This window comes from Mycobacterium sp. 4858, assembly GCF_900240975.1.
Lineage (GTDB): Bacteria > Actinomycetota > Actinomycetes > Mycobacteriales > Mycobacteriaceae > Mycobacterium.
The window spans coordinates 1613900-1628748 of sequence record NZ_LT968775.1 but is presented as its reverse complement, the minus strand read 5'-3'; the positions used below and the strand labels follow the sequence as shown (position 1 = coordinate 1628748).

The following is a 14849-nucleotide window of genomic DNA, read 5'->3' as shown; positions in this document are numbered from 1 at the left end:
GATGCTGCTGGACGGCAATTCGCTGGCCTTCCGCGCGTTCTACGCCCTGCCCGCCGAGAACTTCAAGACCCGGGGCGGCCTGACCACCAACGCCGTGTACGGCTTCACCGCGATGCTGATCAACCTGCTGCGCGACGAGGCGCCCACGCACGTGGCCGCCGCGTTCGACGTGTCGCGGCAGACCTTCCGCTCCGAGCGGTACCCGGAGTACAAGGCGAACCGATCGTCGACGCCCGACGAGTTTCACGGCCAGATCGACATCACCAAGGAAGTGCTGAACGCGCTCGGCATCACGGTGCTCGCCGAGCCCGGCTTCGAGGCCGACGACCTGATCGCGACGCTGGCCACCCAGGCCGAGAACGCGGGGTTCCGCGTCCTGGTGGTCACCGGGGACCGGGACTCCCTGCAATTGGTGAGCGACGACGTGACGGTGCTGTATCCGCGCAAGGGCGTCAGCGAGCTCACCCGGTTCACGCCCGAGGCCGTCGTCGAGAAGTACGGGCTGACCCCCACGCAGTACCCCGACTTCGCCGCCCTGCGTGGCGATCCCAGCGACAACCTGCCCGGCATCCCGGGCGTGGGGGAGAAGACCGCGTCGAAATGGATCGCCGAATACGGCTCGCTGCAAGGCCTGGTGGACAACGTCGACTCGGTGCGCGGGAAGGTCGGGGACGCGCTGCGGGCCAACCTCGCCAGCGTGATCCGCAACCGCGAGCTGACCGACCTCGTCAAGGACGTGCCGCTGGCGCAGACCCCGGACACGCTGCGCATGCAGCCGTGGGATCGCGACCACATCCACCGGCTCTTCGACGACCTCGAGTTCCGGGTGCTGCGCGACCGATTGTTCGACACGCTGCCCGCGGTGGAGCCCGAGGTCGACGCGGGTTTCGACGTGCGCGGCGGTGCACTGCAGCCCGGCGAGCTGGCCGTCTGGCTGGCCGGGCACAGCTCGGGCAAGCGCTTCGGCCTGGCCGTCGTCGGCACCCACCTGGCGTACGACGCCGACGCCACCGCGCTGGCCATCGTGTCCGCCGACGGTGAGGGCCGCTACATCGACACCTCGGCGCTCGAGCCCGACGACGAGGCGGCGCTGGCGTCCTGGCTGGCCGACCCCGGTCCGCCCAAGGCGCTGCACGAAGCCAAGCTGGCCATGCACGATCTCGCCGGCCGGGGATGGACGCTGGCCGGCGTCACCTCCGACACCGCGCTGGCCGCCTACCTGGTGCGCCCCGGGCAGCGCAGCTTCTCCCTCGAGGACCTCTCCCTGCGCTACCTACGGCGGGAGCTGCGCGCGGAAACAACTGAACAGCAACAACTTTCGCTTCTCGACGATACCGACGGCACGGACGACCAGGCGGTGCAGACGCTGATCCTGCGGGCCGTGGCGGTGCTCGACCTCGCCGACGCGCTCGACGAGGAGCTGGCCCGCATCAACTCCACATCGCTGCTGGGCGGCATGGAATTGCCGGTGCAGCGGGTGCTGGCCGGGATGGAACACACCGGTATCGCAGTCGATTTGGGGCTGCTCGGGGAGCTGCAGAGCGAGTTCGCCCAGCAGATCCGCGATGCGGCCGAGGCGGCCTACGCGGTGATCGGCAAGCAGATCAACCTGGGGTCGCCGAAGCAGTTGCAGGCGGTGCTGTTCGACGAGCTGGAGATGCCGAAGACCAAGCGCACCAAGACCGGTTACACCACCGACGCGGACGCCTTGCAGTCGCTGTTCGACAAGACCGGCCACCCGTTCCTGCAGCACCTGCTCACCCACCGCGACGTGACCCGGCTCAAGGTCACCGTGGACGGGCTGTTGGCCTCGGTGGCCTCCGACGGGCGCATCCACACCACGTTCAACCAGACGATCGCGGCGACGGGCCGGTTGTCGTCGACCGAACCGAACCTGCAGAACATCCCGATCCGCACCGAGGCCGGCCGGCGGATCCGCGACGCGTTCGTGGTCGGTGACGGCTACAGCGAGCTGATGACGGCCGACTACAGCCAGATCGAGATGCGGATCATGGCGCACCTCTCCCGGGACGAGGGACTCATCGAGGCCTTCAACACGGGGGAGGACCTGCATTCGTTCGTCGCGTCGCGGGCGTTCGGCGTGCCCATCGAGGAGGTCACCGCCGAGCTGCGCCGGCGGGTCAAGGCGATGTCGTACGGGCTGGCGTACGGGCTGAGCGCCTACGGCCTGTCGCAACAGCTGAAGATCTCCACCGAAGAGGCGAAGGAACAGATGGAGGCCTACTTCGCCCCGTTCGGCGGGGGGCGGGACTACCTGATGAACGTCGTGGACCAGGCGCGCAAGGACGGCTACACCTCGACGGTGCTGGGCCGCCGCCGTTACCTTCCCGAGCTGGACAGCAGCAACCGCCAGGTGCGGGAGGCCGCCGAGCGGGCGGCGCTCAACGCCCCCATCCAGGGCAGCGCCGCCGACATCATCAAGGTGGCGATGATCGAGGTCGACAAGGCGATCAAGGAGGCGGGGCTGAAATCCCGCATGCTGCTGCAGGTCCACGACGAGCTCCTGTTCGAGGTCGCACCCGGCGAACGCGACCAACTCGAGGCCCTGGCCCGCGAGAAGATGGGCGGCGCCTACCCGCTCGACGTCCCGCTGGAGGTTTCGGTGGGGTACGGCCGCTCGTGGGACGCCGCCGCGCACTAGCGCGGGAAATCCCCTAGGCAGCGCATTTACCGGCGCGTCGGCGCCCGGGTGTGATTTCATGGTGAAAAAATTTGGCCCGAATTCGCACTGGCGTCACTTTCACCGTGGCCGACCGCCCGGTATGGCGCAGGTGACGCGCCGCCCGGGTTTGGCCAGCGTGTACGCAGTCGAGTAGCCTCAATAGGTAAATCCCAGTTTTGTCCCTACGACCCAACCTGTCCGGAGCAACCCACCACATGCCGAGTCCCACCGTCACCTCGCCCCAAGTAGCCGTCAACGACATCGGCTCCAGCGAGGACTTTCTTGCCGCAATAGACAAAACGATCAAGTACTTCAACGATGGCGACATCGTCGAGGGGACGATCGTCAAAGTGGACCGGGACGAGGTGCTCCTCGACATCGGCTACAAGACCGAGGGCGTCATCCCCGCCCGCGAGCTCTCCATCAAGCACGACGTCGACCCCAGCGAGGTCGTTTCCGTCGGCGATGAGGTCGAAGCGCTTGTCCTCACCAAGGAGGACAAAGAGGGCCGCCTGATCCTGTCCAAGAAGCGCGCCCAGTACGAGCGCGCCTGGGGCACCATCGAGGCGCTCAAGGAGAAGGACGAGGCCGTCAAGGGCACCGTCATCGAGGTCGTCAAGGGTGGCCTGATCCTCGACATCGGCCTGCGTGGCTTCCTGCCCGCGTCGCTGGTCGAGATGCGCCGGGTCCGCGATCTGCAGCCGTACATCGGCAAGGAGATCGAAGCCAAGATCATCGAGCTGGACAAGAACCGCAACAACGTGGTGCTGTCGCGCCGGGCCTGGCTGGAGCAGACCCAGTCCGAGGTGCGCAGCGAGTTCCTCAACCAGCTGCAGAAGGGCGCCATCCGCAAGGGTGTGGTTTCCTCCATCGTCAACTTCGGCGCGTTCGTCGACCTGGGCGGTGTGGACGGCCTGGTGCACGTCTCCGAGCTGTCCTGGAAGCACATCGACCACCCGTCCGAGGTCGTCCAGGTCGGTGACGAGGTCACCGTCGAGGTGCTCGACGTCGACATGGACCGCGAGCGGGTCTCGTTGTCGCTCAAGGCAACCCAGGAAGACCCGTGGCGGCACTTCGCCCGCACGCACGCCATCGGCCAGATCGTGCCCGGAAAGGTCACCAAGCTGGTTCCGTTCGGCGCGTTCGTCCGCGTCGAGGAGGGCATCGAGGGCCTGGTGCACATCTCCGAGCTGGCCGAGCGCCACGTCGAGGTGCCCGACCAGGTGGTCGCGGTCGGCGACGACGCCATGGTCAAGGTCATCGACATCGACCTCGAGCGCCGCCGGATCTCGTTGTCGCTCAAGCAGGCCAACGAGGACTACACCGAGGAATTCGACCCGGCGAAGTACGGCATGGCCGACAGCTACGACGAGCAGGGCAACTACATCTTCCCCGAGGGCTTCGACGCCGAGACCAACGAATGGCTCGAGGGATTCGAGAAGCAGCGCGCCGAGTGGGAGGCCCGTTACGCCGAGGCCGAGCGCCGGCACAAGATGCACACGGCGCAGATGGAGAAGTTCGCCGCGGCCGAGGCGGCCGGGCACGCCGAGCAGTCGTCGGGCAACGGCGCGCGCGAGGAGAAGGCGGCCGGCGGGTCGCTGGCCAGCGACGCCCAATTGGCCGCCCTGCGGGAGAAGCTCGCCGGCAACGCCTAACAGCGGTCCCGCATGCTGCGTATCGGGTTGACCGGTGGCATCGGCGCCGGCAAGTCGGCGCTGTCGGCCACCTTCGCGAAATGCGGTGCGGTCATCGTCGACGGCGACGTCATCGCGCGCGAAGTGGTCGAGCCGGGCACCGAGGGGCTGGCGGCGCTGGTCGACGCGTTCGGTGACGACATCCTGCTTCCCGACGGATCGCTGGATCGTCCTGCGTTGGCCGCCAAGGCCTTTGCCGATGACGAGGCGCGCCAACGGCTGAACGGTATCGTGCACCCGCTGGTCGGCAAGCGCCGCGCCGAGATCATCGCCTCGGTGCCCGAGGACTCGGTTGTCGTGGAGGACATTCCGCTGCTGGTGGAATCGGGGATGGCGCCGCTGTTCCCACTGGTCGTCGTGGTGCACGCCGACGTCGAGGTGCGGGTGCGGCGGCTGGTCGACCAACGCGGCATGCCCGAATCCGACGCCCGCGCGCGGATCGCGGCGCAGGCCAGCGACGAGCAGCGTCGTGCGGTCGCCGACATCTGGGTGGACAACTCAGGCAGCCCGGAGGACCTGGTGCAGCGGGCACATGAGCTGTGGGACCACCGGATACGGCCCTTCGCGGAGAACCTGAGTCGGCGTCAGTACGCCGCGGCGGCGGCGCGGTTGGTGCCGCCCGATCCGGGCTGGCCGGACCAGGCGCGGCGGATCGCGAACCGGTTGCGGACCGCCTGTGGGCACCGGGCGATTCGGGTGGACCACATCGGTTCGACCGCCGTGCCGGACTTTCCGGCCAAGGACGTCATCGACATGCAGATCACCGTCGAATCCCTGGCCGTCGCCGACGAACTCGCCGAGTCGCTGCTGGCCGCCGGTTACCCGCGGATCGAAAGCATCACCTCCGACGTCGCCAAGCCCGATGCCCGCAGCGCCGTCGAGCGATACGACCACACTGACGATGCGACGTTGTGGGACAAGCGGATTCACGCCTCGGCGGATCCGGGGCGTCCGACCAACGTGCACATCCGGGTGGACGGCTGGCCCAATCAACAGTTCGCCCTGTTGTTCGTGGCCTGGCTGTCGGCCGACGCGGACGCGCGGGCCGACTACCTGTCCGTGAAGCGGTCAGCCGAAATCGAGGCCGGCGGCGGCGACACCGCGCCGTACGTCGCGGTCAAGGAGCCGTGGTATGCCGACGCCTACCGGCGCGCGTGGGCGTGGGCGGACTCCGCGGGCTGGCGGCCCGAGCCCAAGCCTTAGGCCGGCAAGGGTGCGCCGCATGCCAGCGCACCGTTGTTGGGGTCCGTGTTTCCCGGTGTGGGCCGGACCATTTGGTCGGTCTGGGTGAAAACGTTGTCGTCGACGTCGATCTCGCAGTGCACGTTCGCCGAGTAGGGGAAGTGCAGCACGATGCGCATCCCGGCTTGTTGCGGATCGGGCAGCACGGTGTTGGCTTCGAATGCGTTGCCGGGCATGGACGGCAGGTTGGTGGTGTTGGTCTGGCCGCCGTTGATGATGAACGTGGCCTGACTGCCGGTGGTCAGCGCGTCGATCCGGGCGCGGTAGGTGATGTTGTGCAGGTCCGCCCGCGCGGTCGCCGGGCTCAACTGGGAGCCGACGGCGACGATCGTCACCGCGGTGATCGGCAGCAACCTGCTTGCGGTGCAGCTCATGGTTGCTGACATTACGCTCGCCGGCTTCCCGGGACCAGGTGGTCACGCCCCGGTCTCGCGCACCACCTCGGCGGCGTCCTTGTCCGTGCGGATGCCCAGATAGCGCGGGTGGCGCAGCTTCCCGTCGCGGGTCCACTCGGTGAAACCGATCTGGACCACCAATTCCGGGCTCGCCCAGTGGGCGTCGGGTTCCCGCACCAGGCCGCGGCTGAAGGGCGGCGTGTCGCGTGTGATCGTCGATAGCCGCCCGTGCAGTCGGCGCAGCGTGGCGTCGTCGAAGCCGGTGCCGACCTTCCCGGCGTAGACCAGGTCGCGGCCGTCGTAATAGCCCAGCAGCAGCGCGCCCAGCTCGACCCGGCTGCCCTTGGGGCTGGTGTAGCCGCCGACCACGAACTCCTGGTCGCGCACGCACTTGAACTTCAGCCAATTCCTCGAGCGGCCACCGTCATACCTCGAATCGGCCAGCTTCGCGATCACCCCTTCGTCGCCGCGCTCACAGGCCGCGCGGTAGGCGGCCAGGCCGTCCCCAACCCGATGCGGGGTGTACCGGAGCGGACCGCCGAACTCGATCGCCTTGCGCAGCAGCCGCTTACGCCACAGCAGCGGCGCGTCGACGGTGGACTTGCCGTCCAGGTGCAGCAGGTCGAAGACGTAGTAGAAGACTCGCACCGGCGACGCGCGGGCCACCTCGGGGTCGGTGATGCCCAGGCGGGCCTGCAACCGGGCGAAGCTGGTGCGGCGACCCTCGAACGCCACCACCTCGCCGTCCAGCACGAAGCGCGTGCTGTGCTGGGCGGTGACCGCGTCGACCAGCTCCGGGTAGGTGCCGTTGAGCGGCTGGCGGTTTCGCGACAACAGCCGCACCCGGCCGTCGTCGCGAAACGCCAGGCAACGCATGCCGTCGAACTTGCGCTCGAAGATCCAGTTGGGATCGGAGAACCGCTTGTCGGTCAGGGTGGCCAGCGTGGGGGACCGCCAATCGGGCACCGGCTCGTCGTGCAGCGCCTCGCGCACCGCCTCGGGCAGGGCCGCCCCTACGTCTCGCGCCACGTCAGCTCCATCCCCTGGCCGGCCAGCCAGCGGGATAGGTCATAGCCGTTGCGGGCCAGCCCGTCCACGGCGTCCACCGCGCACCGCACCGCCCGCTCGGCGACCTCCGGCGTCAACAGGCCGTGGCGGACGGCCTCCAGCAGCTCGTCGACGTCGGCCAGCTCCGCGCCGTCGCCGGTGCGGACCTCGATGTCGAGGTAGTGGTCTTCCGAACGCCAGACGTCGGGACCGGGCGTGTATTCGCCCACGTCGAGGTAGTAGTCGAGATGACGTTCATGGCCCGGATTGAAGTGAAAGACCGTGGCGCGCAGGCCGAGCGACGGCAGCAGCCACGATTCGAGGTAGTGGAACTGAGCGCGGCCGGGCGTGGGCCGGGCCACGTACAGGCCCCACGGGTGGACCGCATAGTCGTCCACGGCCCGCACGATGCCCTTCGGATCGGTGTTGGTGCGGGCGAGGAGGTCGAACGTCTCGCGCTTCGGTGGGTGGATGAGGCAATCTTAACGACGAAGCCGGATTCTCCAGCGCACGAAACCGGCATAGAACAGCGACAACGCCGCCAGCATGCCCATGTCGAGCAGCCAGACCCTCGACGTGTGTTGCCAGAACCGGTCCTGGGACAGCAGCGAGTCGGGCACCACGTGCCGCAGGTCGACCGTCGACGCCGCGGCGGCGTACCCCCAGCGCGCGGGCATCGCGAAGGACAGCTGGTCCAGCCCCAGCCGGCCGGTCACCGGGACCATGCCGCCGCACAGCACCAGCTGTGCCATCACCGCCACCACGAACAGCGGCATGATCTGCTCGCTGGAGCGCACCAGCGACGAAATCGCCAGGCCGAGAATGGCCGAGGCCACACAGGTGGCCGCGACGGTCGCGAACAGTTCGGCGGTCGCGCCGACGGTCGAATGGCCGAGCAGGACCGCGCCGCGCGTCGGCGCGCTCTTGCCGATCACCACGATGGCGGTGATGATCGCCGACTGCACGATCGCGAACCCGCAGAACACCGCGGTCTTGGCGAGCAGGTAGGCCGTGGTCGACAGCCCGACCGCCTGCTCGCGCTGGAAGATGGGGCGCTCGCCGACCAGGTCGCGAATGGTCAGCGCGGTGCCCATGAACGCCGCCGCGGGCATCAGCAACGCCAGGATCTGCGCCGCTTCATCGGGAGTCCCGGCGTTTGCGCCCGGCAGGTGGAATCCGTTGCTGCCCGGGACGGTCAGCGACAGCGAACCCAGGATGAACGGTAACAGCGCCAGGAAGGCGAAGTACGCGCGATCGGCGACCACCAGGCGGACCTGCCGCCTGGCGACCGTCGAAATCTGGCGCCGCACACTGGTATGCACCGGCTCGCCCAGGGCGCCCGGCTCGGCGGCCTTGTCCGGCAACAGCTTCTGCTTCTGCGCGTCGCGCTGCTCGATGAAGCGCCGGTTGGCCTCCTCGGGATCGGCGCCCACCTTGGTGAAGATCTTCGCCCAGTTGGTGGTGCCCATCGCCGCACCGATCTGGTCGGGCGGACCGCAGTAGGCCGTCTTGCCGCCCGGGGCCACCAACAGCAGCTGGTCGCAGGTGTCGAGGTAGGACAGCATGTGCGTCACCACGATCACCACGCGGCCGGCGTCGGCCAGCTGCCGCAGCATCGTCATGACCTGGTGGTCGAGCGCCGGGTCCAGGCCCGAGGTGGGTTCGTCGAGGATCAGCAGCGACGGGCCGGTGAGCAGCTCGAGCGCCACCGACGCCCGTTTGCGCTGACCGCCGGACAGCTTGTCCACCCGGGTGTCGGCGTGCTTGGTCAGATCCAGCTCTTCGAGGACCTGCGCGACCACCTTCGCCCGGTCGGATTTGCTGGTGTCGGGCGGCAGGCGCAGTTCGGCGGCGTAGCCGAGCGCCTGGTTGATCGTCAGCTGCCGGTGCACCACGTCGTCCTGCGGGACCATCCCGATGCGGCTGCGCAACGAGGCGTATTCGGCGTGAATGTCGTGGCCCTCGAACGTGACCGAGCCGGAGCTGGGCGTGGTGTAGCCGGCGATGAGCCTGGCCAGCGTGCTCTTTCCAGCGCCCGAACCGCCGATCACGGCGGTCAGCGTCCCGGGGCGCGCGATCAGCGAGATGTCGTCCAGCAGCTGTTTGCCGTTGTCGACGACGTACTCGACGTTGCGCACCTCCAGGCCGCCGGTGTGCGTCGCGGCATCGCTGCGTTCGGTCAGGGTGCCGTCGCGGAAAACGAGGTCGACGTTGCCGATGGTGACGACGTCGTCGTCGGTCAGGATCGCCGACCCGACCCGGGTGCCGTTGACGAAGGTTCCGTTGATGCTGTTGTCCCGGATCTCGGTGCCCAGGGGCGTCTGCACCAACGTCGCGTGCTGACGGGAGGCCAGCACGTCGGAGACGACGATGTCGCACTCGGCCGCGCGGCCGATCGTCAGGGCGCGGGTGCCCGCGGCCGCCGACGAGCGCGGTGAGAGCAACTTCACAAAGCGCGTCGCCAGGTTCGACACGTCCGCCGACTTGGCGTCGACGACGGTGAGTTCGGCGGCCGGCGCGCCGGCGTGCACGACGGTCCGCTCGTTCGGTGGCGTGCCGCGGCCGCCCGGCGTGGGCACGGGCCTGCTGGGTGCGGGCGCCGGCCGGGGCGGCGAAACCGCCTGCCGCGGCGGTGAATTCGGCGGCGCAGGTCGCGGTGCGTGGGGGCCGCTGCGGCCCGGGTTCCGGACCGGATTCGTTTGCTCGGGCAGCGCGGACCACGCCAGCGTCGGCGGCCCGGGCTCCGGGCTCGGCCGGATCCGGCCCGGCCGGTCGGCGTAGCCCTGCTGCGGCCCGATGGCGAAGGTCAGCCGCGGGCCCCGCGGATTGCCGACGTGAATGCTCTGACCGTCGTGGACGTCGATGACCGGCATCCGATAGCCGTTGAGGTAGGTGCCGTTCAGCGAGCCGTTGTCGATCGCCAACCAGCGTCCCTGGTCGAAACGCAGGATCAGGTGGGCGCGCGAGATGCGCGGATCGGCGATGCGCATGTCGGCCTGCATGTCGCGGCCGACGACCACCTCGTGTCCGGCCGCGAAGGATCGTTGGTACCCGTCGTGCCGAATCGTCAGGATGGGCGGGGCGGGTCGAGTCACTACTCAAGTATCGGTGCGTGGCGCGGGTGCTCTCTATTGGAACCGCCTGTGACTTCACTATGTTTCGGTGCGGGCACTCATAACCGTTTCATAGCTTCGTGAGACGAACCCCCCACCGGGATCCGGCATGATCTTGAACGTAAGGGGGATTTCGGTGCGCCGGGCACATCGTCGCGCCGGCCGAAGCGCCGAAGAAGCAAGGCGCCAATCGCGATGCATGTGCCGCGGTGTCGCGCGCCGTGCGGGGTCGCGGCAAGCCCGGGCGGCTACCAGGGGGTGAGGTGATCGATGGACGAGGACAAGGGGGCCACCCGGCGCATCGGTGCCGGGCGCCGGCTGTTGAGCAACCCGCGTCAGGCCCGCGCGGCGCTGCGCGCGGGCTTTCACTCGGTGCCCGCGGTCACCCTCGCCCACCTGTTCCGCCGCATCCCGCCGGTCGGTTCGGCCCCGGGCGCGGAGGTCGAGGCGGCGCCGCACCCCGGCCAGGTCGACGGTTCCCGCCCGTCGATCAACGGCGGGGCGCCGTTCGCGGGCTACACGATCTTGCGCCAGCTGGGCGCCGGTGGCATGGCCGAGGTGTACCTGGCGCTGCATCCCCGATTGCCGCGCCGCGACGTCATCAAGGTCTTGGCGGAGGCGGTCACGGCAGATCCCGAGTTTCGCGAAAGGTTCAACCGGGAGGCCGATCTCGCCGCGACGCTGTGGCATCCCCACATCGTCGGCGTGCACGACCGGGGGGAATTCAACGGCCACCTCTGGATTTCCATGGACTACGTCGAGGGCACCGACGCCTCCCGGCTGGTGAAGGAGCGCCACCCCGACGGCATGCCGATCGACGAGGTGCGCGCCATCGTGCACGCCGTCGCGGGCGCCCTCGATTACGCCCACGACCGCGGGCTGCTGCACCGCGACGTCAAACCGGCCAACATCCTGCTCACCCATCCCGATGATGGGGAACGTCGAATCCTGTTGGCGGACTTCGGTGTCGCGCGCCATCTGGGTGACATCAGCGGAATCACCGAAACCAACGTCGCCGTCGGAACGGTGGCCTACGCCGCACCGGAACAGTTGACGGGATCCAACATCGACGGCCGCGCGGACCAATACGCTTTGGCGGCAACGGCTTTCCATCTGCTCACCGGTACGCCGCCGTTTCAGCATTCGAATCCGATCGCGGTGATCAGCCAGCACCTGCACGAGGAGCCGCCCCGGCTCAGCGATTACCGACCGGAGCTGGCCCACCTCGACCAGGTGTTCGGCAAGGCCCTGGCCAAACAACCCGAGGACAGGTTCGAGCGGTGTCGCGCGTTCGCCGCCGCCGTCAGCGAGCGAGTCGACGACGTCGTAGAGGCCGGCCCCCAGGCCCAGCCGCGCAGCGTCGCGGCGCTGCGCCGTCGGTTCTCCTCGCGGACGCGGTGGGCGGTCGGGCTGGTGTGCGCGATGCTCATCGCCGTGGCGGCCACCTGGTCGGTGCTCTATTCGTTCGAGCCGGACACGCCGCCGGGTAACCCCGCGCTCGCGTCCAAACCGTCCGTCCCCACGCCCAGCGCCGCGCCGGCAAGCTCCGGCGGGCCGGTGCTCAACGGCACCTACAGGTTCGACTACGACCAAACCAAGCGCACCACCAACGGCGTCGCGATCCGCCATGACGGCCCCGCCACCGGGTGGTGGGCCTTCCGGTCGGTGTGCACCACCAACGGGTGCGCGGCGACCGGGGCGCGGCTGGACAACGCTGCCCATCAGACCGCCACCGGTCAGACGGACACCTTGCGCTTCGTCGGCGGCTATTGGCAGGGCGCGCCGCAACAGGACCGGCTGGGCTGCACCCCGCCCAACGGGCAGGCCCCGGCCACCCAGCAGGAGACCCTGGCATGGTCGCTCGCACCCCAGGCCGACGGCAGCCTGCGCGGCACCGTGACCGAGACCGTGCTCAGCAACGAGTGCGGCGCGCAGGGCGCGGTGGTCCGGGTGCCCGTGGTGGCCACCCGGGTCGGTGACGTGCCGGCCGGCGTGAACCTGGGCGACCCCGCCCAGGCCGTCAGCGCGTCGACGGCGGCGGCGACCCCGGCGCCGCCCGTGCTCGGCGCGGTCTGCGGCGACGTCGGCAAGCTGGCCTACGACCCGACCAACAGCGAGCAGATCGTCTGCGAGGGCAACAGCTGGGCCAAGGCGCCGATCACGATGGGCGTGCACGCCTCCGGCAGCTCCTGCGACCGCCCGGGCACCTCGGTCTTCGCCATGACCACCTCGAACGACGGTTATCTGCTGCAGTGCGATCCCGTCACCCGGACCTGGACGCGCCCGGGGGGATAGGGCCGGGTTCTGCCGCCGCGCCCCGGAGTCTCCGGACCAATAGGTGACTCGCGAATTTGATATCGCCCGCGCTATCAAATCCGGCGGTCGTCTTGTCCTTCCCCACCGGTACCCGTGTGACGGATGTGGCTCCCGTGGCCGGCGCCCGACACTTGTCGGTGCACGGTTCTACCCTGGTGGCATGGCTTTCGCCACGGAGCATCCGGTACTCGCACATTCGGAATACCGCGCGGTCGACGAGGTCGTGCGCGTCGGTGGCCACTTCGAGGTGGTCAGCCCGCACTCGCCCGCCGGCGACCAACCGGCCGCCATCGACGAGCTGGAACGCCGCATCAGGGCGGGGGAGCGCGACGTGGTGCTGCTCGGCGCCACCGGCACGGGCAAGTCGGCCACCACCGCCTGGCTCATCGAGCGGCTGCAGCGGCCCACGCTGGTCATGGCGCCGAACAAGACGCTGGCCGCACAGCTGGCCAACGAACTTCGAGAGATGTTGCCGCACAACGCGGTTGAGTACTTCGTGTCGTACTACGACTACTACCAGCCGGAGGCGTACATCGCCCAGACCGACACCTACATCGAGAAGGACAGCTCGATCAACGACGACGTGGAGCGGCTGCGGCACTCCGCGACGTCGTCGCTGCTCTCGCGTCGCGACGTGGTCGTGGTGGCCTCGGTGTCGTGCATCTACGGCCTGGGCACGCCGCAGTCGTATCTGGACCGTTCCGTGGAACTGCGCGTGGGCACCGAGGTGCCCCGCGACGCGCTGCTGCGGCTGCTGGTCGACGTTCAGTACACCCGCAACGACCTGTCCTTCACCCGCGGCTCGTTCCGGGTGCGCGGCGACACGGTCGAGATCATCCCGTCCTACGAAGAGCTGGCGGTGCGTATCGAGTTCTTCGGCGACGAGATCGAGGCCCTGTACTACCTGCACCCGCTGACCGGCGACGTGATCCGCCAGGTCGACTCGGTGCGCATCTTCCCGGCCACCCACTACGTCGCCGGCCCGGAGCGGATGGCTCACGCCATCTCGACGATCGAGGAGGAGCTGGCGGAGCGGCTGGCCGAGCTGGAGGGCCAGGGCAAGCTGTTGGAGGCGCAGCGGCTGCGGATGCGCACCAACTATGACATCGAGATGATGCGCCAGGTCGGCTTCTGCTCGGGCATCGAGAACTACTCGCGCCACATCGACGGCCGCGGCCCCGGCTCGCCGCCGGCCACCCTGCTCGACTACTTCCCCGAGGACTTTCTGCTGGTCATCGACGAGTCGCACGTCACGGTGCCGCAGATCGGCGGCATGTACGAGGGCGACATGTCCCGCAAGCGCAACCTGGTCGAATACGGGTTCCGGCTGCCGTCGGCGTGCGACAACCGCCCGCTGACCTGGGAGGAGTTCGCCGAGCGGATCGGACAGACGGTGTACCTGTCGGCCACCCCGGGCCCCTACGAACTCAGTCAGGCCGGCGGCGAGTTCGTCGAGCAGGTCATCCGGCCGACCGGCCTGGTGGACCCGAAAGTGGTGGTGAAGCCGACGAAGGGCCAGATCGACGACCTGATCGGCGAGATCCGCAAGCGCACCGACGCCGACGAGCGGGTGCTGGTCACGACCCTGACCAAGAAGATGGCCGAGGACCTCACCGACTACCTGCTGGAGATGGGTATCCGGGTGCGCTACCTGCACTCGGAGGTCGACACGCTGCGCCGGGTGGAGCTGCTGCGCCAGCTGCGGCTGGGCGAGTATGACGTCCTGGTCGGCATCAACCTCCTGCGCGAGGGCCTGGACCTGCCGGAGGTGTCGCTGGTGGCGATCCTGGACGCGGACAAGGAGGGCTTCCTGCGGTCCTCGCGCAGCCTGATCCAGACCATCGGCCGCGCCGCCCGCAACGTGTCCGGGGAAGTGCACATGTACGCCGACTCGATCACCGACTCGATGAAGGAGGCGATCGACGAGACCGAACGGCGGCGGGCCAAGCAGATCGCCTACAACGAGGCCCACGGCATCGACCCGCAGCCGCTGCGCAAGAAGATCGCCGACATCCTCGACCAGGTCTACCGCGAGGCAGACGACACGGAAGCGGTGGGGATCGGCGGGTCCGGCCGCAACGCCTCCCGGGGCCGGCGTGCCCAGGGTGAGCCGGGCCGCGCCGTCAGCGCGGGGGTGTTCGAGGGCCGCGACACCACCAGCATGCCGCGCGCCGAACTGGCCGACCTGATCAAGGACCTGACCGAGCAGATGATGGCCGCCGCGCGTGACTTGCAGTTCGAGTTGGCCGCGCGCTTCCGCGACGAGATCGCCGACCTGAAGAAGGAACTGCGGGGGATGGACGCCGCCGGCCTGAAATGAGTTTGCTGGCAGCACATCTCGGATGGGCGCCCAGGAGAC

General features: G+C 69.0%; 9 protein-coding genes. 5 read left to right on the top strand and 4 right to left on the bottom strand.

Annotation, left to right across the window (positions count from 1 at the left end; all coding sequences use genetic code 11):
• Nucleotide 1 precedes the first annotated feature (1 nt).
• The 3 genes from polA (at nucleotide 2) to coaE (ending at nucleotide 5580) form a co-directional block, all read left to right on the top strand.
• The gene (gene polA / locus C1737_RS07395) at nucleotides 2–2662 is read left to right on the top strand and encodes a DNA polymerase I (protein WP_199182813.1); all 2661 of its coding nucleotides are present in this window, start codon (nucleotides 2–4) and stop codon (nucleotides 2660–2662) included.
• Between the two features lie 236 nt (nucleotides 2663–2898).
• Nucleotides 2899–4338 carry a 30S ribosomal protein S1 gene (gene rpsA / locus C1737_RS07390; RefSeq protein WP_068091975.1) on the top strand — a complete coding sequence of 480 codons (1440 nt, stop codon included), beginning with the start codon at nucleotides 2899–2901 and terminating at the stop codon, nucleotides 4336–4338.
• Nucleotides 4339–4350: 12 nt separating this feature from the next.
• Nucleotides 4351–5580 (top strand): dephospho-CoA kinase, encoded by a 1230-nt coding sequence (gene coaE / locus C1737_RS07385; protein WP_102417608.1) that lies wholly within the window; start codon nucleotides 4351–4353, stop codon nucleotides 5578–5580.
• Here the strand turns inward: coaE and C1737_RS07380 are convergent.
• From C1737_RS07380 to C1737_RS07365, 4 genes are all read right to left on the bottom strand, one after another.
• Nucleotides 5577–5993 carry a hypothetical protein gene (locus C1737_RS07380; protein WP_102417607.1) on the bottom strand — a complete coding sequence of 139 codons (417 nt, stop codon included), beginning with the start codon at nucleotides 5991–5993 and terminating at the stop codon, nucleotides 5577–5579. The genes coaE and C1737_RS07380 overlap by 4 nt on opposite strands.
• Before the next feature lie 42 nt (nucleotides 5994–6035).
• Nucleotides 6036–7043: a non-homologous end-joining DNA ligase gene (gene ligD, locus C1737_RS07375; protein WP_102417606.1), complete on the bottom strand. Its 1008-nt coding sequence runs from the start codon at nucleotides 7041–7043 to the stop codon at nucleotides 6036–6038.
• The gene (locus C1737_RS07370) at nucleotides 7028–7468 is read right to left on the bottom strand and encodes a DUF402 domain-containing protein (RefSeq protein ID WP_068091963.1); all 441 of its coding nucleotides are present in this window, start codon (nucleotides 7466–7468) and stop codon (nucleotides 7028–7030) included. Before C1737_RS07370 ends, ligD begins: the two co-directional genes overlap by 16 nt.
• 75 nt (nucleotides 7469–7543) lie before the next feature.
• Entirely contained in the window at nucleotides 7544–10156 is a 2613-nt protein-coding gene (locus C1737_RS07365) for an FHA domain-containing protein (RefSeq protein WP_102417605.1), read from the bottom strand.
• 288 nt (nucleotides 10157–10444) lie between these two features.
• Between C1737_RS07365 and C1737_RS07360 the strand changes: the two genes are divergently transcribed.
• Both C1737_RS07360 and uvrB read left to right on the top strand, forming a co-directional pair.
• Entirely contained in the window at nucleotides 10445–12469 is a 2025-nt protein-coding gene (locus C1737_RS07360; RefSeq protein ID WP_102417604.1) for a serine/threonine-protein kinase, read from the top strand.
• A 181-nt stretch (nucleotides 12470–12650) separates the two neighbouring features.
• The gene (gene uvrB, locus C1737_RS07355) at nucleotides 12651–14810 is read left to right on the top strand and encodes an excinuclease ABC subunit UvrB (protein ID WP_068091957.1); all 2160 of its coding nucleotides are present in this window, start codon (nucleotides 12651–12653) and stop codon (nucleotides 14808–14810) included.
• Nucleotides 14811–14849 lie beyond the last annotated feature (39 nt).

Bases quoted from the DNA above. Each gene is read 5' to 3' on its own strand.
- C1737_RS07380 (WP_102417607.1), bottom strand. From the start codon at position 5,993: ATGAGCTGCACCGCAAGCAGGTTGCTGCCGATCACCGCGGTGACGATC.
- uvrB (WP_068091957.1), top strand. From the start codon at position 12,651: ATGGCTTTCGCCACGGAGCATCCGGTACTCGCACATTCGGAATACCGC.
- rpsA (WP_068091975.1), top strand. From the start codon at position 2,899: ATGCCGAGTCCCACCGTCACCTCGCCCCAAGTAGCCGTCAACGACATC.
- coaE (WP_102417608.1), top strand. From the start codon at position 4,351: ATGCTGCGTATCGGGTTGACCGGTGGCATCGGCGCCGGCAAGTCGGCG.
- polA (WP_199182813.1), top strand. From the start codon at position 2: ATGCTGCTGGACGGCAATTCGCTGGCCTTCCGCGCGTTCTACGCCCTG.
- C1737_RS07360 (WP_102417604.1), top strand. From the start codon at position 10,445: ATGGACGAGGACAAGGGGGCCACCCGGCGCATCGGTGCCGGGCGCCGG.